Here is a 23,192-nt window from a genome sequence, read left to right on the forward strand (position 1 = left end):
CTCTGTAATGTGGCGGTCAGGCAACGCTGAGCAAGGAGATCCGCATGGCGGAGTACACCCCGACCGTTCCTGCGCGAGTCCTACCGTCCGTCACCGTCCGCGACCTCCCCGAACCTCCTCGATCCAAATGGCGCATCATCGGCCCTGGGCTGGTGGGCGCGGGGGTGGGGCTGGCGTCGGGCGAGTTCATCCTCTGGCCGTACATCGCCTCCCAAGTCGGGCTCGTCTTCATCTGGGGAGCCGCGATCGGGATCATCACCCAGTGGTTCCTCAACATGGAGATCGAGCGCTACACGCTGGCCACCGGCGAGACCGCGCTCACCGGGTTCAGCCGGATGTGGAAGCACTGGGGCCTGGTCTTCGTCGTGATGACGCTCTGCTCGAACCTCTGGCCGGGCTGGGTCACCACGTCCGCGACCATGGTGACGTACCTGACGGGCTCGGGTGCGGGCAGCGTGCGGTGGATCGCCATCGGCATGCTCCTCGTGATCGCGCTCGGCCTGACGCTGGCGCCGGTGATCTACACCGTGCTCGAACGGGTCATCTTCGTGAAGATCGCCCTGGTGGTGACGCTGATCGTGGTCGCGGTCCTGTTCGCGATCAATGCCGACAGCTGGGTCGAGCTGGGCAAGGGCATGACCGTCGGGGCCGGCTTCCCCGTGCCGCCGCTGGAGTTCTCGGTGCTGATGGGCGCGATCGCGTACGCCGGCGCGGGCGGCGGCCAGAACCTCTGCCAGAGCAACTGGATCCGCGACAAGGGCTTCGGCATGGGCCAGTACGTGCCGCGCCTGGTCAGCCCGGTGACCGGCCAGGAGGAGGCGGCCGCTTCGACCGGCTTCCAGTTCCCGCCCACCAAGGAGAACCTGGCCCGGTGGAAGCAGTGGTGGCGCTTCGCGAACGTCGAGCAGGCCTGGACGTTCGCCGTGGTGTCCTTCCTGACCATCGCGTTCATGTCGATGCTGGCCTACTCCACCGTGTTCGGCCGGGAGGGGCTGGCCAACAGCATCCAGTTCCTGCAGGTCGAGGGCAAGGTGCTGCAGGACGTCGTCGCCCCGTGGTTCGGCGTGCTGTTCTGGGTGATCGGGGCGCTGGCCCTGTTCGCCTCGGCCATGGGCATCGTCGACTACACCTCGCGGCTGGCCTCCGACACGATCAAGACGGTCTACCTGCGTGACAAGCCCGTCTCGGTGAACCGGGTCTACTTCTACACGGTCTGGGCCATGGCGCTGATCGGGATCGCGGTCCTGCTGGCGGGCTTCGACCAGCCGCTCATCCTGCTGGTGTTCTCCGCGTGCTTCGCGGCCGTGATGATGTTCGTGTACTCGATCCTGCTGATCATCCTCAACCGGCGGTCGCTGCCCGAGGCCATCAGGGTGCGCTCGTACCGGCTGGGCGCGCTGGTGTGGTCGGTGGCCTTCTTCGGCGCGCTGACCGTGATGGTCGTCATCCAGCAGGCGCAGAAGCTCTTCGGCGGTTCATGAGCAGGGAGCTTTCGAGTTGACCTCAACCGCGCTTGAGGTATCAGACTCGGCCGTATGAACGTGATTCAGGTGACGAGGTTCGGCGGTCCCGAGGTCCTGGAGCTCCGGCAGGCGCCGGAGCCCCAGGCCGGTCCCGGCCAGGTGCTCATCGGCGTGTCCGTGGTGGATGTGATGTCGCTGGACGCCCAGTTGCGGACCGGGTGGGGGCGCGAGTGGTTCCCGAACGAGCCGCCGTTCGTCCCCGGCACCGGGGTGGCCGGACGGGTGCTGTCAGTGGGCGAAGGCGTGGACCCCGGGTGGGCGGGGCGGCGGGTGGCCGCGTTCCTCCCCGGCGGCGGCGGGTACGCCGAGCAGGTCGTGACCGGCGTCGAGACGGTGGTCGAGGTGCCCGGCGAGGTGCCGTTGTGGCGGGCGGCCTCGCTCATCCAGGTGGGGCCCGCCGCGCTGAGCCTGGTGGAGGCGGCCGAGCTGAAGGCCGGGAGCCGCGTGCTGGTCACCGGGGCGGGAGGCGCGCTGGGACTGCCGATCGTGCGGCTCGCGAGCGCGGCCGGCGCCCACGTGACGGCCGCGGCCCACGGCGCGGCGAAGCGGCAGGCCGCCCTGGACATGGGCGCGGCGGAGGCCGTCGACTACGCCGAGCTCGGCGGGCGGTTCGACGTGGTGTTCGACGGGGTCGGCGGGGAGGTCGGCGGCGCCGCGTACGAACTGGTCGAGCCCGGCGGGACGTTCTTCGCCTACGGCGTGCCCAGCGGCGCCACCGCCCAGATCAAGCCCGGTGCCGCGCGGGTGGTCGGCATGGAGCAGGTCCAGTTCGCCCCGGACGAGTTCAGGCGGCTGGCCCGACGGGTCATGGAGGAGGACCGGCTCGCCACCGTCGTCGGGCTGGCCGTGCCGCTGGAGCGGGCGGGCGAGGCGCACGCGGCGCTGGACCGGCGCGAGCTGGTCGGCAAGGCACTCCTGCTCGTCACCGCCCAGGCCGCCCGCTACCGGGCCAACGGCGGCCCCGAGGTGCTGACGCTGGACGAGATCCCCCTCCCCCAGCCGGGCCCCGGACAGGTGCGGGTCGCGGTCAGGGCGGCCGGGGTGAACCCCATCGACTGGAAGCTCCGCCGCGGCGGCCCTCGAGGCACCGCCGACGGCAGCCCGCAAGGCACCGGCCTGGAGCTGGCCGGGACGATCGACGCGATCGGCCCGGGGGTCACCGGGTGGCGGCTCGGCCAGCCGGTGTACGGGCAGGTCCCGCCGGGGGCGGCGGCCACGCATGCGATCGCCGAGGCCGCCGCGCTGACGCCCAAGCCGGACGGGCTGACGTACGAGGAGGCCGCCGCGCTGCCGGTCGCCGTCGAGACGGCCACGCGCGCGCTCCTCGAGCTCGACCTCCAGCCAGGGCAGACGCTGCTGATCCACGCGGTCGCGGGCGGCGTGGGGCTGGCCGCCGCACAGCTCGCCATCGCCAGGGGAGCCCGGGTCGTCGGCACGGCGAGCGAGCGCCACCACCCCTACCTCCGCGACCTCGGCGTCCACCCGGTCACCTACGGCGACGGCCTGGAGGAGCGCCTGGAGGGGCCCGTCGACCGGGTGCTGGACGCCTCGGGCAGGGGCGAGCTGGAGCTGTCGGTGAGGCTCACCGGCGACCCCGCCAAGGTCCTGTCCATCGCCGACCCGGTCAACGCGGAGAAGTTCGGCGTACGGTTCTCGCACGGCGGCGCGAAAGGCCCCGTACCGCCCCATGACGTACGGATCCCGGTCGCGGAGGTCTTCCCCCTGGAGCGGATCGCCGACGCCCACCGGCGCAGCGAGGAAGGCCACCTCCTCGGCAAGATCGTGGTGAACACGGAAGCCACCTTGCCGCGATAGCGGGCACACTGGTCTCCATGCTGGAAACCTCGGCCCGCCTGCTGAAACTCCTCTCCCTCCTCCAAGCGCGCCGGGAGTGGACCGGCCCCGAGCTCTCCGCCCGGCTCGGGGTCTCCACCAGGACGATCCGCAACGACGTCGAGCGCCTGCGCTCGCTCGGCTACCCCGTGCACGCCACGCCGGGGGTCGCGGGCGGCTACCGGCTGGGCGCGGGGGCCGCGCTGCCGCCGCTGCTGCTCGACGACGAGGAGGCCGTCGCGGTCGCGGTGGGGCTGGGCAGGGCGGCGGGCGGCGGCGTGGAGGGCATCGAGGAGACCTCCGTACGCGCCCTGGCCAAGCTCGAGCAGGTGCTCCCGTCGCGGCTGCGCCGCCGGGTGAGCGCGCTCAACTCCTACACCGTGCAGATTCCCGGCAACGCCCCGTCGGTGGCGCCCGAGGTGCTGACCACGATCGCGAACGCGGCCCGCGACCACGAGCGGCTCCGCTTCGACTACACCGTTCACGAGGGTGAGACGGCCGTGCGGAACGTGGAGCCGCACCGCCTGGTGCACCGGCGCGGCCGCTGGTACCTCGTGGGATACGACGTCGAGCGGCGGGACTGGCGCACGTTCAGGGTGGACAGGGTGCGCCCGCGCACGCCGGCCGGACCCAGGTTCACCCCGCGTGAGCTGCCGGAGGGCGGCGACGTGGCGGCGTTCGTGGAGCGGGGCGTCAACACGGCGATGTGGCGCCACCACGGCACGGTGCTGCTGCACGCCCCGGCCGAACAGGTGAAGGCGCTGCCGCTGGGGCTGGAGGTCGAGCCGGTGGACGAGGCCACCTGCCTGCTCAGGCTGGGCGGCGACGACCTGGAGGGCATCGCCGCGTGGATCGGGATGGTCGGCGTGGACTTCGAGGTGCTGGACCCGCCGGAGCTGGCCGAGGCCGTGCTGAAGCTGTCCGAGCGCTACCGGCGGGCGGTGGGTCCCCGCCTTCACAGCTCCGACAGGTAGTCCTCCCGCACCTTGGTACGCGACATCTTGCCCGTGGGCGTACGCGGCAGCGGTGAGCGGTATTCGATCACTTTCGGCTGCTTGAACCTGGCGATGCGCGGCCCGCAGTGCTCCAGCAGCTCGGCCGTGAGCTGAGGGCCGGGCGTGACGCCTTCGGCGGGCTGGACGAGCGCGACCACGTTGTGGCCCCACTCCTCGTCGGGCACGCCGATGACGGCCACGTCCGCCACCGCCGGGTGCTCGAGCAGGGCGGCCTCGATCTCGGCGGGGTAGATGTTGACCCCGCCGGAGACGATCAGGTCGGTCCGCCGGTCGCACAGGAACAGATAGCCGTCCTCGTCCAGGAAGCCGATGTCGCCCGGGGAATACCACTCCCCCAGCATGCTGGCGGCGGTCTTCTCCGGGTCCTTGTGGTACTCGAACGTGCCCATGCCGGACTTGACGTAGATCATGCCGGGCTCGCGGGGCGGCAGCTCCATGCCCGCCTCATCAACGATCTTGGCCTCGAACATGGGCACGGGCCGGCCCACGGTGCCCGGCTTGGCGAGCCACTCCTGCGGCTTGACCGCGAACGCGATGGCCGACTCGGTGGAGCCGTAGTACTCGTACAGCACCGGCCCCCACCAGTCCATGATCTGCTGCTTGACCGAGACGGGGCAGGCGGCGCCGGTGTGGATGACCTGGCGCAGGCTCGACACGTCGTACTTGTCCCTGACCTCCTCCGGCAGCTGCAGCATGCGGTGGAACATGGTCGGCACCATCATCGCGTTGGTCACCCGATGCCGCTCGACGAGCTCGAGGACGGTCAGCGGGTCGAACTTGGGCGCGATGACCACGGTGTGCCCGAGGTGGAGCGCGAACTGGGTGTGCGCGCACGGCGCCGAGTGGTACATCGGCGAGGTCACGAGATGCACGTCGTCGCCCGGCCGCAGGTCCACGACCTCGCCGAGGAACCACTTGTACGCCGGCACCATGTGCTCGGGCGCCACGCCGGGCAGCGGCCGCTGCACGCCCTTGGGGAAGCCGGTGGTGCCGGAGGTGTACCACATGACCGCCCCGGACGTCCGCTCGCCGGGCGCGTCGGCAGGCCGGCCTTCGGCCAGCCCCGCCGTCCCGATCTCCGCTCCCGGCACGGCGAAGTCGGGGCCGGTGACCACGAGCTTGGCGTCGCAGTCGTCCAGGATGTACGCCACCTCGGACGCCGTCAGATGCCAGTTGATCGGCACGTAGTAGAGCCCGATCTGCGCGGTCGCCGTGATCATGACGATGGCGTCGATGCCGTTGGGCAGCACGCCCGCCACCACGTCGCCGGGGACGAGGCCGCGTGCCCTGAGGCCGTGCGACACCTGGTTGACCCGGGCGAGCAGCTCGCCGTAGGAGGTCTCCGTGCCGTCAGAGTCGATCACCGCGCGGCGGCCGGGGTCGGCGGCGGCGATGGCGTAGAAGCCGGGCAACTGGCTGATGTCCATTTAGAGCTCCAGCAGCTCTGCGAGGCGGGCGCGGTGGATGCGGGGCGGGCCGAGCAGCACCTCGTCCGCCTTGGCCCGCTTGTAGTAGAGATGCGCGTCGTGCTCCCAGGTGAAACCGATGCCGCCGTGCAGCAGCAGATGGTCGCGGGCCACCTCGAAGCAGGCGCGGCCGACGTACGCCTGGGCGAGGGCGGCGGCCTCGGGCAGCTCGTCCGGCGACTCGTCGGCGGCCCAGGCCGCGTATCTCACGATGGACTCGGCCTGTTCGAGCTTGGCGTGCATGTCGGCGAGCTTGTGCTTGACCCCCTGGTACGAGCCTATGTAGCGGCCGAACGCGACGCGGATCTTGGCGTAGGCCACGATGGCGTCCAGCGCCGCCCGCATCACGCCGAGCTGCTCGGCCGCCAGCGCCACGCACAGCCGGTCGCCGACCTGCGGCGCCGGGCCCAGCACGCGGGCGGGCGCCCCCTCCAGCGCCACCCGCGCCTGGCCCCGCGTCAGGTCGAGGGCCGCCAGCGCGGTCCTGGTGACTCCGGGCCCGGCCAGCTCCACGGCCACGAGGACCGCGTCGCCGCCACCTTCGCCACCACCTTCGCCGCCACCTTCGCCGCCACCTTGGTCGTCGTCTCGGTCGCCGCCTTGGTCGCCGCTGTGGTCTCCGCCTCGGCCGCCGCCTTGGTCGCCGCTGTGGTCTCCGCCTCGGCCGCCGCTGCGGGCGGGCGCCACCAGCACGTCCGCCTCCATGCCGCTGAGCACCTGCGGCAGCGTGCCGCGCACGGCCGCGCCGTCGTGGTCGAGGGTGTCGCGGGCGAGCGTGGCCGTGACCCGGCCTTCGGCGATCGCGGCGAGCAGCTCCTTGTCGGGCGTGCCCGCCAGGGCGATCGTGGCGAAGGCGGTGGCCAGGAACGGCCCCGGCAGCAGGGCCGCGCCCGTCTCCTCCAGCGCGACCGCCAGCTCGGCCATGCCCGCGCCCGCGCCGCCGTACTCCTCGGGGATGATCAGCCCCGACAGGCCGAGCTCGCCGTTGAGCCTGGCGTACACCTGCGGGTCGTAGCCGTCGCGCACCTTGGGCAGCGGCGAGGCGGTGCGCAGGAAGTCACGCACGGCGTCGCGGAGCTGCCGCTGCTCCTCCTCGAGTACGAGCTTCACCCCTGCGTCCCCACCTTCAGCTCCTTGAACGGCACGTTCTTGTCCACCCTCGGCTCCGGCGGCAGGTTGAGCACGCGATCACCCACGATGTTACGCATGATCTCGTTGGTGCCGCCGCCCAGCGACATGGCGGGGGCCAGGGAGATCGCGTACGCGAGCGGGTGGTCGCCCAGCGCGGCCTCCGGCCCCACGAGCCGGGTGGCCAGGTCGGCCCGGAACATGGTCAGCTCGGCCAGCAGCAGCTTCGCGGCGCTGCCCCGCGCGCCGGGGAAGATCCCCGCCTCGGTCTCCTGGGCCAGCCGCTGGTTGAACAGCGCCAGGGCGCGGCTGCGGATGTGCAGCTCCACGAGCTCGTCGCGGACCAGCGGGTCCTCGGTGTCGACCACCTGGCGCAGCGCCTCCAGCGCGGTCGGGTCGTCTTTCTGGCCGCCCATGCCGACGCCGGCCGAGATCGACAGCCGCTCGTGCAGCAGCGTCGTGACGGCCACGCTCCAGCCGTCGTTCACCTCGCCGACGCGGTGCTCGTCGGGGATGGGGACGTTGTCGAAGAAGACCTCGTTGAAGCTGGACCTGCCGCTCATGTCCTTCAGCGGCCGGACCGTCACCCCCGGGTGGCGCATGTCCACCACGAACATCGTCAGGCCCTTGTGCTTGGGCACGTTCACGTCGGTGCGGGCCAGCAGCAGGCCCCAGTCGGCGTGATGGGCGACCGAGGTCCACACCTTCTGCCCGTTGACGATCCAGTGGTCGCCGTCTCGCTCGGCCCTCGTCTGCAGGCTGGCCACGTCACTGCCCGCGCCCGGCTCGGAGAACAGCTGGCACCAGATCTCCTCGCCGCGCAGCAGCGGCCGGAGGAACCGCTCGCGCTGCGCGTCGGTGCCCCGGTCGACCAGCGTCGGCCCGGTCATGCCGAGGCCGATCGAGAAGACGTACGTGGGGAGCGCGTAGCTCCGGGCCTCGGCGGCGAACGCGCGCTCCTCCGCCTGCGTGAGCCCCTGGCCGCCCCACTGCCTGGGCCAGGTGATGCCCGAGTAGCCGGCGTCGTGGAGCCTGGCCATGAACTCCTTGGCCCTGGCGATCGCGCCCGTCTCCGGGGCGTCGCCGGCGGAAGGAATCGTCGGAGCGTTCTCCTGCAACCAGGCCCTGGCGGCGCGCCGGTAGTCAGCAAGGTTCACATCGGCTCCTTGGCATCAGCGCTCACTTACTCTGGGCCCATTCACTCTAGCCAGGCGGCCTGAGCGCGCATAGAGCGCCGTTCTGGGGACCCTTAGCGTGATTTGTCGTCGAATCTCCCATAATTGGAGATAGAGGAACGTACTGTGATCACCTGATTACGGGGGGATTGAGGTGATCGCACGGCTGGGTAAGTCCATTCGCGCGCGGCTGGCCCTGTGGGCCAGCGTGGCGATGACCCTGCTGTGCCTGCTGGCCGGCTCGGCCATGTTGTGGGTGGGACACGACGCGGCGACCGACCTCCGCACGAGAGAGTTGATCTTCATCTCCCGCCGCCCGATCCACTGGATCAAGCAGTACGAGCTGACCCCCGTCATCGACCTCCCGCTGAAGGGGGCCCAGGTCATCGGCCCGGCCGGGCAGGTGGCGGCCTCGACACCCAACCTGGCGGGCTCGCCGCGCCTGTCCCGGACGATGCCGGACCCGGTCAGGAGCGAGCGGGTGGAGGAGGCGTGCGGCCTGCCGCAGTTCCGCGGCCAGTGCCAGATCATGGTCGTCTCCCGCGTCGACCGAGGCGATGGCCAGTGGCTCGTCTACGCCTTCAATCCCACAGTGCCCTGGTACGTCAGCCCGGCCGCCCTCGGTTCCACGGTCGGCATGTCCGTACTGCTGGTCATGATCACCTGGTTCGGCGTGTCCAAGGTCGTGGCCAGGACGCTGGCGCCGGTGAACGAGATCACCGAGCGGATGATCGAGATCACCCAGCGCCAGGAGGCCATGCGCGTGCCGGTCCCGGAGAACGCCGACGAGGTCAAGGCGCTCGCGGAGGCCGCCAACCGGATGCTGTCGCAGATGGAGGCCGCTATCGAGCAGCAGCGCAGGTTCGCCTCCGACGCCTCCCACGACCTGCGCAGCCCGATCACGGCCATGCGGGCCGAGCTGGAGGCGGCCATGCTCGCCCCCCAGGAGACCGACTGGTGCGACACCGGCGACAGGCTGATGGCCAGCCTCAACCGGCTCCAGAACATCGTCACCGACCTGCTGGCGCTGGCCAAGCTCGACGCAGGCGCCCCCGGCGCGTTCGAACCCGTGGACCTGGCGGAACTGGTCGCCGGCGAGACCACCAGGCCACGCTCGAGGAAGGTCATCACGAGCCTGCAGCCCGGCGTGGTCGTCATGGGCGACCGGCTCAGGCTGGCGCGCCTGCTGACGAACCTGCTGGACAACGCCGAGCGGCATGCCGACAGCACGATCCTCGTGACCGTGCGGCGGAACGGCGAGGCCGTGCTGGAGGTCCTCGACGACGGGGCGGGCATCGCGCCCGAGCAGCGCGAGGTCGTCTTCAGGCGCTTCACCAGGCTGGACGCCTCGCGCAGCCGCGACGCCGGCGGCACCGGACTGGGCCTGTCGATCGCCCGCGAGATCGCGCGGCTCCACCAGGGCACCCTCAAGATCGAGGATTCGGATGTCGGGGCCCGCTTCGTTCTCCGCATACCGATACGGCGGGACTGATGCTGGGTATGACAGGCTTTTTGACCTTGCTCGATATACCGGAGGTGAGCTACGCGCTGTGTCATCAGGGTTCAGCCGATTAAGGCGCGAGGATTTACTCAAGACAGCCTGCGAGGTCATCGCGGAGCAGGGATTCGGGCATACCCGGACAATTGACATCGCAAGGGCTGCCGGCGTCAGTCAGGCGCTGCTCTTTTACCACTTCGAGACCAAGGAACGCCTTTTCGCCCAGGCTTTCACCTACGCCGCCCGCCTCCATCTCAACGCGCTCGCCGACATCGAGCAGTCCACGGGCACGCCGCTCGAACGCCTGCGTACCCTGCTCAGGCTCTGCTCCCCGGCGATCCCCACCGAGGGGTGGCGGCTGTGGATCGACGCGTGGTCCGAGGCGATGCGCAATCCGGAGCTCGAGGAGATCTCGCGGCGCATCGACTACCAGGGCCGGGTGCTGTTACGCGGGATCATCGAGGCCGGCGTGGCGTGCGGCGAGTTCAAGTGCGAGGACTCCGACGACGCCACGTGGCGGATCCTCGCCCTCGTGGACGGGCTCGCGATCCAGACGCACGTGCACGCCAAGGTGCTGTCGAGGCGCCGGGTGAACGTGCTGATCCGGACGGCCGCCGCCGCCGAGCTCGGCATATCCGCCGAAAAGCTGTGACGCTCCCCCCTTCCGGCGCTATTGGATGCTCCGTACAATTAGAGGGCGAGGAGAGGAGCACGCGATGGCATCGGCACCGCGCTCTACCGCCGCCCGCGAACGGGACCAGCAGGTCGCCGGCAGGGGCGCCTACCACGCGGTCATCGAACGCCTCTCGAAGGCGTCGGTCGACAAGCACTGGGAGCCGTACCGGGACATCCCGTGGGACGACCCCGAGTTCCAGGTGGACCCGGCCGACCCGCGCTGGGAGCTGCCCGAGGTCGACAAGCTGGGCGGCCACCCGTGGTACCGCAGCCGCCCGCCCGGGACGCGCGCGGCGATCGGGCTGTGGCGGGTGGCCACGGCCATGAAGATCGGGTTGCAGTTCGAGAACCTGCTCAAGCGCGGGCTGCTCAACTACGCCTACCGGCTGCCGAACGGGTCCCCGGAGTTCCGGTACGTCTACCACGAGACCATCGAAGAGGGACATCACGGGATGATGTTCCAGGAGTTCGTGAACCGTACCCGGATGCCGATCCGGGGGATGCCGGGGCCGCTGTCCGTGATCGCCCAGGTGGCGCCGTGGATCCCGCTGGTCTCGACCGAGCTCTTCTTCGTGTTCGTGCTGGGCGGCGAGGACCCGATCGATCACGTGCAGCGCAAGGTGCTGAAGGACGGGCGGGCGCACCATCCGCTGGAAGAGACGATCATGCGGATCCACATCGCGGAGGAGGCCCGGCACATCTCCTTCGCCCGGCACTACCTGCGCGACCGGGTGCCCCGGATGCCCGCCCACCGGCGGCTCATCCTGGGCGTGCTGGCGCCGATCGTCCTGGGGGTGATGGCGCGGATCATGCTGGCCCCTCCGGGGGCGATGATCAGGCGCTTCCGGATCCCCGCCCACGTGGTCGCCGAGGTCTACCTGCGCAATCCCGCGGCCAAACGGGAGATCCGGGACTCGGTGGCCAGGACGCGGGAGCTGTGCGCCGAGATCGGCCTGATCAACGCGTTCACCGGGCGGATCTGGCGGGCCATGGGCATCTAGCCGCGTCTACTTCCGCGGGCGCCGGGCGATCAGCACCTCGGTGACCACCACGTGCTCCCACCTGCCTGTGGGGTTAAGTCCGAGCAGCGCCTTCCTGGCCGCCTCCTTGAACGGCTCCAGCCGGGCGCCGAGGCGGGCGGGGGCCGAGTAGGAGTAGGAGAGCTGCAGGCCGACGACGGCGTTCAGGTCGTACACCAGGCGCTCCTCGTACAGGGTGGAGTCCATGGCGCTGAACGGCGAGACGGCCAGGACGTCGTGCGGGTGCTCCCCGGTGGCCTGGTAGGAGTTGCGCGCCGTGAACGTGTTCACCTCGAACTCGTCACGCACCCGTCGCATGGCGCGCTCCCACGGCTCCTCCTGAGGATCACGGGTGGGGCCGAGGATCGCCACGACGCCGCCCGGCGGCAGCAGCTCGTCCAGCTCGGCCAGCACCGTACGGCGGTCCATCCAGTGGAACGACCTGCCCATGACGATGTGGTCGAACGCCGGCAGCTCGCGCAGCCTCGTGGAGTCGCCCCGGATCCAGCGGACGTTCGGGACGCCCGCCGCCAGCCGCCTGCCCTCCGCCAGCATCTCCTCGTCGGGATCGACCGCGAGGACCTCGCGCACGCTGCGCGCGAGCGGGATCGCGATCGTGCCGGGGCCGCAGCCGAGGTCGAGCACGGTGCTGTCACGGCCGAACGTCATGGCCAGATGCTCGATGGCGGGGTCGCCGTGGCCGGCTCGGTATTTCGCGTAGTAGGGGGCCGCGCCGCCGAACAGGTCCTTCATGAATGGGACCATATACAGGTTCGTTGTCTTCGTTGGAAGGTTCTGACCCTTGAGGCGGCTACTCACGGTCCTCCTGCTCGCCTTCGCCACCGCCTGGGTGGCGGCGCCCGCGGCCCAGGCGCACAACGTGCTGGTCGGCAGCGATCCCAAGGACGGCGCCACGCTGTCGGCCGCGCCCTCGACGGTGACGCTGGTGTTCGACCAGGCGGTGCGTCAGGGGTACGCCCAGGTGGGCGTGACGGGCGCGGACGGGTCCTCGTGGGCGGACGGGGCCGCCGTGGTGGCGGCCGAGCGGGTCTCCGTACGGGTCAGGCCGCTGCCGGCCGGAGGGTCGTACGTGGTGGGCTACCGGATCCTGTCGTCCGACGGCCACCCGGTCACCGGCAAGATCACCTTCACCCTGTCCCCCGGGGCCGCCGGCGCTCCGGCCGCCGCCGCCACCGGGCAGGCGGCCCAGGGCACCAGCGCGGAGGCCGCCGAGGCGGCCGCCAACGGCGGGGCGGGCATGGCGGTGGTGTGGGTCGTGGGCGCGCTGCTGGTGCTGGCGGCGGGCACGGCCGTGGCCCTGCGCCGCTCCGGCCCGTCGGCTGCCCCGGCCGCCCAGCCCGCCTCGGACCCGCACCTCACCCAGGACCCCGGGTCTGCCTCTGACCCCCAAGGACCCCAGCCCGCCTCCGACCCGCGCCTCACCGAGGATGCCGAGTCCGGTCCCAGCCCCGAAGTGTCCCAGCCTGACTCGAGCCCTCAGCCCCCGGAAAGACGGGAGGCCGCCGCGGGGTCGCGGCCGGAGGGCACGGGCGAAGGGGTGCGGGCGTGAGCGTTTCCGCGCCTCCCGTCCCCCGGCAGCGGATCGGCGGGCGGCTGGTGGCCGGGGCGTTCGGCGTGTGCGCCGTCGTCTCCGCCGTGGCTGCGAGCTCGTTCGCCGCGCAGCAGGCCGTCCCCGGCATCCCCATGCCGGGCCCGCTGGTCTCCGTCGGGCTGCCCGTCGTCCGTGTGCTGCTCGACCTGTCCGCCGTCGCCGTCGTCGGCCTGAGCCTGCTGCCCAAGCTGCTCGGGTTCGACGACCCGGAGCGTACGGAGCCCGTCATGCTCAGGGTGCGGCCGCTGGCGGTGATCGCCGCCTGGGCGTGGGCGATCTGCGCGCTGCTCACCATCGTGTTCCAGGCGGCCGAGCTGAACCCCGGCCGCGTGCCCACGTTCGGGATGATCGCCGCGTACGTCGAGGACGTCGGCACCGGCCAGGGCCTGCTGTTCAGCGCGGCGTGCGCGCTGGCGGCGGCGGGCATCGGGCTGATGGCCGTGCGGTTCGGCGAGAAGGTGCCCGCCGAGCTGCGGGTGATCGTGGGGCTGTTCGGGCTGCTGCCCATCCCCGTCACCGGGCACGCCGTGAACTCGGTCTGGCACGACCCCATCATGATCTCGATGGAGATCCACGTGATGGGCGCGGCCGCGTGGGCGGGCGGGCTGGCGGCGACGGCCGTGTTCGTGGCGCCGCACGGCGACCTGCTGGCCCGGGTGCTGCCCAGGTTCTCCAGGATCGCCACCGTGTGCCTGCTCATGGTGGGCCTGTCCGGGCTGATCACCGGGCTCGGCACGATGGCGCTCACCCCCGGCGTGACGCTGCCCGGCGCGGTCCTGACCAGCCACTACGGCGTGCTGGTGCTGGTCAAGACGGCGCTGGTGGCGGCCCTGGTGCCGGTGGCCGCGCACATCCGCTTCCGCCTGATGCCGGCCGTGCGCCGGCGGCAGGCCACCGCCCTGGTGGGATGGGCGGCGGCCGAGGTCGCGGTGATGGGGCTGGCCTACGGCGTGGCGGTCGCGATCACCCGGGCCTCCATCGTCTGAGGTCTGCGCTTCTCCGCGACCCACTCCACGGCCAGCCAGACGATCAGCAGGCCGAGCCCTGCCCAGACGGCCGACGCCATGGCCTGCGGGGGCGCGCCGAGCAGCCCTTCCTGGCCCTTGATCGCGCCGTACACGCCGCCCATGATCGCGCTCTGCGCCGCCAGGGCGCCGTAGACGGCGGCCGTCCCGCCGATCGAGCCCAGCAGGGCCCGTACGTAGGGCATCCGCACCAGGAACGCGAGGTCGACCAGGAACCCGGCGACGACCAGGAAGAACGGCACGGCCGACGGCGGGAAGCCGGTGATCGTCAACAGCGGCCAGATCACCGTGCGGAAGCCCACATAGCCGGCCGCCACCAGGGTCGCGGCCCCGAACCTGCCGATCATCAGCCTGGCCACCACCAGCACCGCCAGCCCGACGACCACCGCGTAGACGGGATAGAGGTAGTCGGGCACCGGCAGGGAGAATCCCACCATCATGGTACGGTCCACCGGCCGCCCCATCTGGTCGGCCGCGAACCGGAGCAGGATCGGCTCGGCGTAGGTCGCGTGGTTGTCCCAGGCGCCGATCGACAGCGTGCCGTACTCCTGGTGCTGCTCGGGGAAGTGCACGTTCTCCAGGAAGAACGCGAAGAACGCGCCCAGCACCACGGTCCGCTCCCTGCCCGGGGGCGCGCCCATGAACCAGCCGCGGATCACGCCCGCGATCATGAAGAACGTGCCGAGGTAGAGCATGATGTGCGACGGGCTCCATGACGTGATGTCGAGCCCGTTGACGCGGTGGTTGATCAGGTCGAGCGGCACGGCGACGAGGAAGATCCCAGTCCCCCACTGGATCAGCCGGAGCGCCGCCTTGTCCACGCCGTACCCCGTGTAACCGTGGATCACGGTCAGGGCGAGGGCGACGGCCGTGCCGGCGGAGTTGAGCAGGTGGGGCGGGGCGAGATCGTCGCGCAGCCACTTGAAGTGCCACGAAACGTCCCACGCCGAGCCGAGCAGCTTGAGCGTGAGCGCCACCAGCCAGCCGAAATAGAGCACCCTGAACAGGTCGTGCGGCGTCTCGCGCCCCGCCTGACCCCTGGTCCAGTACGGCAGTGCCCAGGCGGCGGCCTTCTTGAACGATGCTGGAGACTTCACGGGAGTGCATCTTACGGTTCCGCGCGTTGCGCCGTTGCTGGGGCAATGCCGGGCTATGTCATCGAAGATCCACTCTGCGCCGACGCTCGCAGGGAGTAGACCAGCGGGACCCTGGGCGCGCCCTCCGGGAACCGGTGCGCCCCATCGCTCACCACCAGGGTGGCGAAGCGCCGGAAGAAGGTCTGGTCATGCTCGTGCAGGAACTCCACCCGCAGCCCGGCCGCCGTCACCGCGCTGACCACCTCGCCCAGCCCGTGCTGGAACTGCACGGAGGTCTGGTGCTCGAGGACTTCGCTGCCGGTGTAGGTGTGCGGGTACTCCCAGACGTGGGGTCCCTTCTCGAAGTAGTCGTGGGTGACGACGGCGCCCGTCTCTTCGTCGAGGATGTCGGCGAACGGGTGGAGCTCCGCGAGGTAGAGGAATCCGCCCGGCTTGAGCAGCCGGGCCACGGTCTCCGCCCAGCGGGTGAGGTCGGGCAGCCACACCAGCGCGCCGATGCCGGTGTAGACGATGTCGTACGTGGCCCCGCCGAGCGCCTCGACCGCGTCGTAGACGTCGGCGGTGACGAACCGGGCGGGGATGCCGCATTCGGCGGCGAGGGCCCTGGCCTGCTCGATGGCGCTCTCCGAGAAGTCGAGGCCGGTCACCTCGGCGCCGAGCCTGGCCCAGGAGAGGGTGTCCAGGCCGAAGTGGCACTGCAGGTGCACCAGGCTGCGGCCGGCCACGTCGCCGACCTCGTCGCGCTCGAACGACCTGATGGCGTTCCGGCCCGCCTTGAAGCCTTCGACGTCGTAGAAGTCGCTGGCGACATGGATGGGGACCCGCGCGTTCCAGTTGGCCCGGTTGACAGCCAGATAGTCCATGGAAGGAGCGTATGGGAGTCCTTGATCCCGCTGCCGCCGGTTTTCCGGCCGGGGCCGGATCGCCGATCTCAGGGATCTCTCAGGTGCGGAAAGTAGGCTCACCGTCATGAAGCGTGTGGCCGCGCTGGTTGCGGCTCTCGCCCTCATCGGGGTGACGGCGTGGCTGGTGTGGCCGTCGGCTCCTGCGGTGCGGGCCCAGGACCAGAGGATAACCGTCGTCGACGGACCCGCCGACGACCAACGGGTGGAGCTCGATACGACCTTCTTCCCGCCCCCGGACGGCGGGAAGGCACCGGCCGTACTGCTCGCCCACGGTTTCGGCGGCAGCAAGCAGAGCATGCGGGAGCAGGCGATCCGCGTCGCCCGGCAGGGCTACGCCGTGCTGACCTGGTCGGCGCGCGGCTTCGGCCGTTCGACCGGCGAGATCGCGCTCAACTCCCCCGACTACGAGGTCAAGGACGTCAAGCAGCTGATCGACTGGCTGGCCAAGCGGCCCGAGGTCCAGCTCGACGCCGCGAACGACCCGCGCGTGGGCATCGCGGGCGGCTCGTACGGCGGCGCCATCGCGCTGATGACGGCGGCCCTGGACCAGCGGGTCGACGCGATCGTGCCCCAGATCACCTGGTCCAACCTGGCCGACGCGCTCTTCCCCAACGCGGCCGCTCCCGCCGGGAGCACGACCGCCACGAGCGGCGTCTTCAAGCGCATGTGGGCAGGGATCTTCTTCGGCCAGGGCGTCTCCCTGGACACCTTCGCGCTGCGCGGACAGCGGCAGGAGGCCGCCGGCCCGTTGACCGCCGAGCAGGCGCGCTGCGGCCGGTTCCGGCCCGCCATCTGCGACATCTACCAGCAGGTCGCCAAGGACGGCCGGGCCACGCCCGAGGCCGTCGCCCTCCTGCTCAAGTCGAGCCCGATCACCGTGGCCGGCCGGATCAAGGCGCCGACCCTGCTCATCCAGGGCCAGCGCGACTCGCTCTTCCCCTTGGGCCACGCCGACGCCACCGCCAAGGCGATCGCCGCGACGGGCACCCCGGTGAGCCTGGCCTGGTTCGACGGCGGGCACGACGGCGGCAACGGCGAGGCCGACTGGGTGTCCGAGCAGTCCTCGGCCTGGTTCGCGCGCTACCTGAAGGGCGACAGATCGGCTCCGGCGGTGAGCGCGTTCACGGTCACCCGTGACGGCGGCCGTGACCCCGGCACCCGCCAGCGCATCCGCCTGCACCCGGAGGCCGGCTCCTACCCCGGCCTGGGCGGCACCGGCACCACCACCGTGCGGCTGGACGGCCCCGAGCAGAACATCGTCAACCCGCCGGGCGGCGCGCCCGCCTCGATCTCGACGGTGCCCGGCGTCGGCGGCCTGCTGACCGGCGGCGGCCAGGGCGGCACCGGCGTGTCGATCGACATGCCGGGCCAGAGCGCCGCGTTCGAGTCGCGGCCGCTCACCGCGCCGCTCCAGCTCACCGGCAGCTCCACGGTCCGGATCAAGGTGTCGGGCACGGGCGAGGCGACGCTGTTCGCCAAGCTGTACGACGTGGCCGACGGCACCCAGCTGCCGATCCTGCCCGCCGGCCTGGTGGCGCCGATCAGGGTGACGATCCCCGACGGCGCTGGCAGCGCGGAGGCCACGGTCACCCTGCCCGCGGTCGACTACCGCTTCGCCGTGGGACACCGGCTCCGCCTGGTGGTGACCACGACGGACATGGGTTACGCGACCCCTGCCACGCCGGCCACGTACCGGGTCTCGCTCGCCGCTCCCGAGCTGGCCGTGCCGACGGTGCGCACGCTCGCGGCTCCCCCGAGCGGGGTGGCGTGGTGGGTGTGGGCCATGCCGCTGGCCGCCGTGGTCGTCGCCGCCGTCCTGCTGGTCACCGGCCGCCGCACCCGGGGGGCCCTCGCCCCGGTGGCCGACGGGCAGCCGCAGCCGGGCCAGGCGACCGGTGACAAGGACGTCCCGCTGGAGATCACCGGGCTGACCAAGGCGTACCGGAACGGGGAGCCGGCCGTCGACGGGCTGTCGTTCCGCGTCGAGCGGGGCCAGGTCCTCGGCCTGCTCGGGCCGAACGGCGCGGGCAAGACGACCACGATGCGCATGATGATGGGCCTCATCCAGCCGGACGGCGGCGAGATCCGCATCTTCGGCGACCTCGTCACGCCGGGGGCGCCCGTGCTGTCCAGGCTGGGGTCGTTCGTCGAGGGACCGGGGTTCCTGCCGCACCTGTCCGGGCGGGACAACATCGAGCTGTACTGGGCCGCCACCGGGCGACCGGCCGCCGACGCGCACTTCGACGAGGCGCTGGAGATCGCCGGCCTGGGCAAGGCCCTGGACCGGGCCGTCCGCACGTACTCGCAGGGCATGCGCCAGCGGCTCGCCATCGCCCAGGCCATGCTGGGGCTGCCGGACCTGCTGGTGCTCGACGAGCCCACGAACGGGCTCGACCCGCCCCAGATCCGGGAGATGCGCGAGGTGCTCAAGCGCTACGCGCGCGACGGCCGTACCGTGATCGTCTCCAGCCACATGCTGGCCGAGGTGGAGCAGACCTGCAGCCACGTCGTGGTCATGCACCGGGGACGGCTGGTCTCCACCGGCCCGGTGTCGCGGCTGCTCACGTCGGCCGCCGCCGGGAACGGGAACGGCCACGGGCCGCGCCTGGAAGACGTCTTCCTCGACCTCATCGGAGACAAGTCATGACCGCCGCCACGGGCTACGCGGCCCACCGCACGCTGCCGCTGCGCGTGGAGATCGTCAGGCAGTTCAAGCGGCGGCGGACGATGGTCATGTTCGGGCTGCTGCTGGCGCTGCCGTGGATCCTGGTGATCGCGTTCCAGTTCGGGCCGCAGTCCAGCGGGCAGGGGCAGTCGTCGCTGCGCATCTCCGACCTCGCGACGGCGGGCGGCCTGAACTTCGCCGCCTTCGCCCTGTCGGTGTCGGCCAGCTTCCTGCTGGTGGTGGCGGTCGCGCTGTTCTGCGGCGACACCGTGGCGAGCGAGGCCAACTGGTCGTCACTGCGCTACCTGCTCGCCGCGCCGGTCCCCCGCGACCGGCTGCTGCGGCAGAAGCTGATCGTGGCTCTGGGCTACTCGGCCGCGGCGGTGATCTGCCTGCCGCTGATGGCGCTGCTCGCGGGCACCCTCGCCTTCGGCTGGAACGACATCCAGGTGCCCGGCACGGGTGAGACGATCCCGGCGCTGGACGTGCTGCCGCGCTTCGGCATCGTCATCGGGTACGCCCTGGTCAGCCAGCTCGTGGTGGCCGCCCTGGCCTTTCTGGTCTCGACCATGACCGACTCGCCGCTGGGCGCGGTGGGCGGCGCGGTCGGCCTCTGGATCGTCTCCAACATCCTGCAGGCCGTGGAGGCGCTCGGGGGGCTGCGCGAGTTCCTGCCCACGTTCTGGAACAACGCCTGGCTCGACGCCCTGGCGCCGGAGCTGGACTGGAGCGGCATGGCCAAGGGCGCCTCGGTGTCGGTCACGTACGCGGCCATCCTGGTCGCGGTCGCCTTCCGGCGGTTCCGGCGCAAGGACGTGGTGAGCTAGCAGGCCCAGGGCTTCCGCTCAGGCGTCCGACGGCTTCACGGTGTCGCGGTCCATGCCCGGCGGGAGGAATCGGGCGATGCACACCTGATACAGCCCGGCCCCGATGACCCCGCCGATCAGCGGGCCCACGATCGGCACCCAGAAGTACAGGCCGCCGTGCTGATCTCGCCACGCGCTGCCGTACCCGGTGAGGAAGCTCGCCAGGCGCGGCCCGAAGTCGCGCGCCGGGTTGATCGCGTAACCGGCGTCGGCGCCGAAGGCCATGCCGATGCCGACGATCAGCAGGCCGATGACGACGGGGCCGAGGTTCGCGCTGGGGGCCATGTTGGAGGTGTCGGACAGGGCGAAGACGACGAAGAGGAGGATGGCGGTGCCGATGATCTGGTCGCGGAGCGCGCCCAGCTGGGTCACCGGCAGCGTGCCGTTGCCCGGCAGGGTGGAGAAGACGCCCTGGGTCTTGATCGTGTGTCCGGGGTCCACCATGGCCAGCGCCTCGGTGTAGTTCCACCGCACGACCAGCGCCCCGGCGAAGGCCCCGGCCGTCTGCGCCAGGGCGAACGGGACGACCTTCCCCCAGTCGAACCCCCGGAAGACCGCGAACCCCAGCGTGACGGCCGGGTTGAGGTGCGCGCCCGTGGTCCGGCCCGCCACGTAGACGCCGAGCGCGACCCCGATCCCCCAGGCCCAGGCGATGCTGTCGTGATCGCCGAGCCTGGCGGCGACCACCTGCGCGACCACGCCGACGCCGAACAGGATGAGCACCATGGTCCCGGCGAACTCGGCGACCAGCTCACCGGCCAGCCGCATCTGATAGGGACGTTCGGCCACCCGGCCCTCCTTGCGCACGTGATCGTGATCTGCCTTCCCGATTTCCGGGAACGCACACCGATCGTGCGCTATGCGTCACGCAAAGTGACGCACGAAGGTCACCAGGCTCGTTCCCGGGCCGTTGTAGCCGGGGACGGGGTCGCTTGGCTCGAACCCCATGCGGCGGTGGAACGCGATGGACGCCCGGTTGACGGGTGCGGTGACGGCTTTCACGACGCGCCGGTCGTGCCGGCGGGCCAGCTCGAAGAAGCGCTCGTACATGGTGCGGGCGAGGCCGCCGTTCCTGGCGTCGGGAGAGACGCCGACGAAGTGGATGTACGCCTCGTCCGGCTCCGACGGGGAGAGGAAGCCGATCAGGAAGCCCGCCAGGCCCGCCGGGCCCTCCGCGATCAGGCTGGTCCGGTGGAAGTGGTCGAGGAAGAGCCTGGGCAGGGAGGGCAGCACCGGGCGGCCCCACCAGTCGTCGACGACGGCGGCTATGGCGTCGTAGTCCGCGGGGGTCGCGGCGCGCAGGACGTGGCCGGGGGATCGCGTCATGGTCGCCTGGGAGGTCTAGGCCCAGTGCGGAGGCTTGTTGTCCAGGTAGAAGGCGTCCGGGTCGGCCTCGCGCCAGTCGCCCCAGCCCTCGTCCGTGTCGTCCGCCGTCTGCTCCGGAAGAAAATCTTTCACGCCCACCATGCTACCCAGGCGCACAAACCCGCACCGAGCGTGTTCACAGCTCCAAGACAGGCGATAGCCACGGCGGTACGATGCGAGTGCAGGTGTCGCCTACCCCCCGTGAGGCTGCCCATGTCCACCCCGACAGGCTGGCGGCGTGAAGGCAATCTGCCGGCGGAGCTCACCAGCTTCGTGGGCCGGACCCGTCTCCTCGCCACCCTCAAACGGCACCTCAGCGAGTCCCGCCTGGTGACCGTGACAGGCATCGGGGGTGTCGGCAAGTCCCGCACGGTGCTGCGGCTGGCGCATCAGGTGCGCTCGCACTATCCCGACGGCGTGTGGTTCGCCGATCTCGGGCGGCTGCAGGACGCGGGCATGGTCAAGCAGACCATCGCCTCCGCGCTCGGCATCGCCGACCAGTCCTCACGGGCGGAGTCGGAGTCGCTGGCCGAGTGGGTGGGCGAGCGCGACATGCTGCTCATCATCGACACCTGCGAGCACCTGGTGGCCGGGTGCGCCGAGCTGGTGCACGAGCTGCTGGAGGCGGCGCCCAACCTGAAGGTGCTGGCCACCAGCCGGCAGTCGCTCAACCTGCCGTACGAGCACGTCATGCCGGTGCCGCCGCTTCAGGTGCCGGGTGACGATCCGGGCGAGAGCCTGTTCACGAACGAGTCCGTGCAGCTGTTCGCGGCGCGGGCCGGCGCCAGCGTGCCGGACTTCGTGCTCGACGAGAACAACATCGGCCCGGTGGCCGAGCTGTGCCGCAGGCTCGACGGGATCCCGCTCGCGATCGAGCTGGCGGCCGTGCGGCTGCGGGCACTGTCCGTGGAGCAGATCCTCGGGCTGCTGGCCGACCGGTTCAGCCTGCTGGCGGGCGCGAGCCGGACGGCGCTGGCGAGGCACCAGACGCTGCGGGCGGCCATCGGGTGGAGTCACGAGCTGTGCGAGCCCGCGGAGCGGCTGCTGTGGGCACGCCTGTCGGTGTTCGCGGGCGACTTCGAGCTGGACGCCGCCCGATTTGTCTGCTCCGACGGGCGCCTGTCAGCCGAGCACATCACCGAGCTCATCGCGAACCTTGTCGAGAAGTCCGTCCTGCTGATCAGGCACCACGAAGCCGGTATGCGCTACAAGCTGATCGACACCCTGGCCGAGTACGGCGAGGAGTGGCTGGACAAGCTCGGGCAGGCCGACCAGATGCGCCAGCGGCATCTGGAGTACTACCTCAATCTGGCCAAGCGCGGCGAGGATGCCTGGTCGGGGCCGCGGCAGATCTACTGGTTCGTCCGCATGCGCCAGGAACACCACAACGTCCGGATCGCCCTCGATTACGCTCTCAAGACGCCGGCCAAGCAGCCGCTGGCGCTGACACTGCTGTCGTCGCTCTGGTTCATGTGGGTCTGCTGCGGATTCGCCCGCGAGGGACGTCTCTACCTCGAGCGGGCGCTGGAAGCCAACCCGACCCCGAGCAGAGAACGATGCAAGGCGCTCTGGGTGCTCGCCTACGTGCGCAACTCCCAGGGCGACAGCGTCGGAGGCCAGTCGGCCGCGGAGAAGTGCAGCTCCGAGGCCGTCCAGGTGGGCGACTCCCGGGCGGTGATCCTGGCCTCCAAGATGCAGGGCACCGCCGCCATGCTCCAGGGTGACATGCAGAAGGCGAGCGCGCTGCTGGGCGTGGCGATCGAGTTCAACACCGACAACAAGGAGCTCAACCCCGGGCTGCTGCCCGCCATCGTCGAGTTGTCCATCGTGCTGACCGCGCAGGGGGAGTTCTATGAGGCCGAGTCTCTGCTGCAGGACTGCCTGCTGGTATGCAAGGAGCGCGGCGAGCTCTGGCTGAGCTCGCACGCGCAGTGGGCGCTGGCGGGCGCCAGGCTCGCGACCAACCGGCCCGAGGAGGCGCTGCAGAGCGTGAGGGAGGGGTTGCGGATCAAACTGCACTTCCACGACACCCTCGGCACCTTGCTGGCGCTGGAGTCCGCGGCACGGATCTTCGTGGCCCTGGACCGGCTACCGCAGGCCGCCTCGCTGCTGGGGGCGCTGCAGCAGAATTGGAAATCGGCCGGCCTGCCGCAGTTGGGCGCACCGTTCCTGTCCGCCGACCACAACGCGTGCGTCAGAGAGTGCGCGCGGCGGATGGGTGAGCTCGCCTACAAGAGCGCCTTCGAAGAGGGCGCCCGGTTCGATCTCGAGGAGGCGTCCGCGCTCGCGCTGGGCGAGCTGGACGCCCTCGACGGCAACTGATC

General features: G+C 71.2%; 19 protein-coding genes. 11 read left to right on the forward strand and 8 right to left on the reverse strand.

Annotated features, from left to right (window positions below; all coding sequences use genetic code 11):
- Positions 1-44: 44 nt before the first annotated feature.
- Genes AB0H84_RS08795 through AB0H84_RS08805 form a run of 3 tightly spaced genes read left to right on the forward strand, consistent with a single transcriptional unit; the run spans position 45 to position 4,330 of the window.
- On the forward strand, positions 45-1,481 hold the full coding sequence (locus AB0H84_RS08795; RefSeq protein ID WP_357600330.1) for an Nramp family divalent metal transporter: 1,437 nt from the start codon (positions 45-47) through the stop codon (positions 1,479-1,481).
- 54 nt (positions 1,482-1,535) lie between these two features.
- Positions 1,536-3,338: a zinc-binding dehydrogenase gene (locus AB0H84_RS08800; protein WP_357600333.1), complete on the forward strand. Its 1,803-nt coding sequence runs from the start codon at positions 1,536-1,538 to the stop codon at positions 3,336-3,338.
- A gap of 17 nt (positions 3,339-3,355) precedes the next feature.
- On the forward strand, positions 3,356-4,330 hold the full coding sequence (locus AB0H84_RS08805; protein WP_357600336.1) for a YafY family protein: 975 nt from the start codon (positions 3,356-3,358) through the stop codon (positions 4,328-4,330).
- Here the strand turns inward: AB0H84_RS08805 and AB0H84_RS08810 are convergent.
- The 3 genes from AB0H84_RS08810 to AB0H84_RS08820 are packed head-to-tail and all read right to left on the reverse strand — an operon-like array spanning position 4,312 to position 8,123.
- Complete coding sequence (locus AB0H84_RS08810; RefSeq protein WP_357600339.1) at positions 4,312-5,799, reverse strand: AMP-binding protein; 1,488 nt, start codon at positions 5,797-5,799, stop codon at positions 4,312-4,314. The genes AB0H84_RS08805 and AB0H84_RS08810 overlap by 19 nt on opposite strands.
- A complete protein-coding gene (locus AB0H84_RS08815; protein ID WP_357600342.1) occupies positions 5,800-6,948 on the reverse strand; it encodes an acyl-CoA dehydrogenase family protein in 1,149 nt (382 codons plus the stop codon).
- Positions 6,945-8,123, reverse strand: coding sequence for an acyl-CoA dehydrogenase family protein (locus tag AB0H84_RS08820; RefSeq protein WP_357600345.1), 1,179 nt, complete (start codon positions 8,121-8,123; stop codon positions 6,945-6,947). The genes AB0H84_RS08815 and AB0H84_RS08820 overlap by 4 nt, the downstream gene beginning before the upstream one ends.
- Positions 8,124-8,295: 172 nt before the next feature.
- Here AB0H84_RS08820 and AB0H84_RS08825 point away from each other — a divergent pair, with 172 nt between their 5' ends.
- The 3 genes from AB0H84_RS08825 to AB0H84_RS08835 all read left to right on the forward strand — a co-directional run bounded on the left by AB0H84_RS08825 (position 8,296) and on the right by AB0H84_RS08835 (position 11,315).
- A complete protein-coding gene (locus AB0H84_RS08825; protein ID WP_357600348.1) occupies positions 8,296-9,633 on the forward strand; it encodes a HAMP domain-containing sensor histidine kinase in 1,338 nt (445 codons plus the stop codon).
- A 58-nt stretch (positions 9,634-9,691) separates the two neighbouring features.
- Positions 9,692-10,291, forward strand: coding sequence for a TetR family transcriptional regulator C-terminal domain-containing protein (locus tag AB0H84_RS08830; protein ID WP_357600351.1), 600 nt, complete (start codon positions 9,692-9,694; stop codon positions 10,289-10,291).
- Positions 10,292-10,355: 64 nt separating this feature from the next.
- A complete protein-coding gene (locus AB0H84_RS08835) occupies positions 10,356-11,315 on the forward strand; it encodes a diiron oxygenase (RefSeq protein WP_357600353.1) in 960 nt (319 codons plus the stop codon).
- A gap of 6 nt (positions 11,316-11,321) precedes the next feature.
- On the opposite strand, the gene AB0H84_RS08840 is transcribed toward AB0H84_RS08835, so the two are convergent.
- On the reverse strand, positions 11,322-12,086 hold the full coding sequence (locus AB0H84_RS08840) for a class I SAM-dependent methyltransferase (RefSeq protein ID WP_357600356.1): 765 nt from the start codon (positions 12,084-12,086) through the stop codon (positions 11,322-11,324).
- A 49-nt stretch (positions 12,087-12,135) separates the two neighbouring features.
- Between AB0H84_RS08840 and AB0H84_RS08845 the strand changes: the two genes are divergently transcribed.
- The gene (locus AB0H84_RS08845) at positions 12,136-12,903 is read left to right on the forward strand and encodes a copper resistance CopC family protein (protein WP_357600359.1); all 768 of its coding nucleotides are present in this window, start codon (positions 12,136-12,138) and stop codon (positions 12,901-12,903) included.
- Positions 12,900-13,931: a CopD family protein gene (locus tag AB0H84_RS08850; protein ID WP_357600362.1), complete on the forward strand. Its 1,032-nt coding sequence runs from the start codon at positions 12,900-12,902 to the stop codon at positions 13,929-13,931. The genes AB0H84_RS08845 and AB0H84_RS08850 overlap by 4 nt, the downstream gene beginning before the upstream one ends.
- On the opposite strand, the gene AB0H84_RS08855 is transcribed toward AB0H84_RS08850, so the two are convergent.
- Both AB0H84_RS08855 and AB0H84_RS08860 read right to left on the reverse strand, forming a co-directional pair.
- On the reverse strand, positions 13,889-15,067 hold the full coding sequence (locus AB0H84_RS08855; RefSeq protein WP_357600364.1) for a hypothetical protein: 1,179 nt from the start codon (positions 15,065-15,067) through the stop codon (positions 13,889-13,891). The genes AB0H84_RS08850 and AB0H84_RS08855 overlap by 43 nt on opposite strands.
- Positions 15,068-15,120: 53 nt before the next feature.
- The gene (locus AB0H84_RS08860; protein WP_357600367.1) at positions 15,121-15,930 is read right to left on the reverse strand and encodes a class I SAM-dependent methyltransferase; all 810 of its coding nucleotides are present in this window, start codon (positions 15,928-15,930) and stop codon (positions 15,121-15,123) included.
- Between the two features lie 106 nt (positions 15,931-16,036).
- Between AB0H84_RS08860 and AB0H84_RS08865 the strand changes: the two genes are divergently transcribed.
- Together AB0H84_RS08865 and AB0H84_RS08870 are read left to right on the forward strand one after the other, a co-directional pair.
- On the forward strand, positions 16,037-18,619 hold the full coding sequence (locus tag AB0H84_RS08865) for a CocE/NonD family hydrolase (RefSeq protein WP_357600370.1): 2,583 nt from the start codon (positions 16,037-16,039) through the stop codon (positions 18,617-18,619).
- Positions 18,616-19,464 (forward strand): ABC transporter permease subunit, encoded by an 849-nt coding sequence (locus tag AB0H84_RS08870; protein ID WP_357600373.1) that lies wholly within the window; start codon positions 18,616-18,618, stop codon positions 19,462-19,464. The genes AB0H84_RS08865 and AB0H84_RS08870 overlap by 4 nt, the downstream gene beginning before the upstream one ends.
- An 18-nt stretch (positions 19,465-19,482) precedes the next feature.
- Here AB0H84_RS08870 and AB0H84_RS08875 read toward each other — a convergent pair whose 3' ends face one another.
- Together AB0H84_RS08875 and AB0H84_RS08880 are read right to left on the reverse strand one after the other, a co-directional pair.
- Positions 19,483-20,292, reverse strand: coding sequence for an MIP/aquaporin family protein (locus AB0H84_RS08875; protein WP_357600375.1), 810 nt, complete (start codon positions 20,290-20,292; stop codon positions 19,483-19,485).
- Between the two features lie 75 nt (positions 20,293-20,367).
- The gene (locus AB0H84_RS08880) at positions 20,368-20,829 is read right to left on the reverse strand and encodes a GNAT family N-acetyltransferase (protein WP_357600378.1); all 462 of its coding nucleotides are present in this window, start codon (positions 20,827-20,829) and stop codon (positions 20,368-20,370) included.
- A 252-nt stretch (positions 20,830-21,081) separates the two neighbouring features.
- Here AB0H84_RS08880 and AB0H84_RS08885 point away from each other — a divergent pair, with 252 nt between their 5' ends.
- Positions 21,082-23,190 (forward strand): ATPase, encoded by a 2,109-nt coding sequence (locus AB0H84_RS08885; protein ID WP_357600381.1) that lies wholly within the window; start codon positions 21,082-21,084, stop codon positions 23,188-23,190.
- Positions 23,191-23,192 lie beyond the last annotated feature (2 nt).

The organism is Nonomuraea sp. NPDC050786 (genome assembly GCF_040654115.1).
Lineage (GTDB): Bacteria > Actinomycetota > Actinomycetes > Streptosporangiales > Streptosporangiaceae > Nonomuraea.

Coding starts and splice junctions, on each gene's coding strand:
- AB0H84_RS08795 (WP_357600330.1), top strand. CDS start 45: ATGGCGGAGTACACCCCGACCGTTCCTGCGCGAGTCCTACCGTCCGTC.
- AB0H84_RS08800 (WP_357600333.1), top strand. CDS start 1,536: ATGAACGTGATTCAGGTGACGAGGTTCGGCGGTCCCGAGGTCCTGGAG.
- AB0H84_RS08805 (WP_357600336.1), top strand. CDS start 3,356: ATGCTGGAAACCTCGGCCCGCCTGCTGAAACTCCTCTCCCTCCTCCAA.
- AB0H84_RS08810 (WP_357600339.1), bottom strand. CDS start 5,799: ATGGACATCAGCCAGTTGCCCGGCTTCTACGCCATCGCCGCCGCCGAC.
- AB0H84_RS08835 (WP_357600353.1), top strand. CDS start 10,356: ATGGCATCGGCACCGCGCTCTACCGCCGCCCGCGAACGGGACCAGCAG.
- AB0H84_RS08840 (WP_357600356.1), bottom strand. CDS start 12,086: ATGAAGGACCTGTTCGGCGGCGCGGCCCCCTACTACGCGAAATACCGA.
- AB0H84_RS08860 (WP_357600367.1), bottom strand. CDS start 15,930: ATGGACTATCTGGCTGTCAACCGGGCCAACTGGAACGCGCGGGTCCCC.
- AB0H84_RS08865 (WP_357600370.1), top strand. CDS start 16,037: ATGAAGCGTGTGGCCGCGCTGGTTGCGGCTCTCGCCCTCATCGGGGTG.
- AB0H84_RS08870 (WP_357600373.1), top strand. CDS start 18,616: ATGACCGCCGCCACGGGCTACGCGGCCCACCGCACGCTGCCGCTGCGC.
- AB0H84_RS08880 (WP_357600378.1), bottom strand. CDS start 20,829: ATGACGCGATCCCCCGGCCACGTCCTGCGCGCCGCGACCCCCGCGGAC.
- AB0H84_RS08885 (WP_357600381.1), top strand. CDS start 21,082: ATGTCCACCCCGACAGGCTGGCGGCGTGAAGGCAATCTGCCGGCGGAG.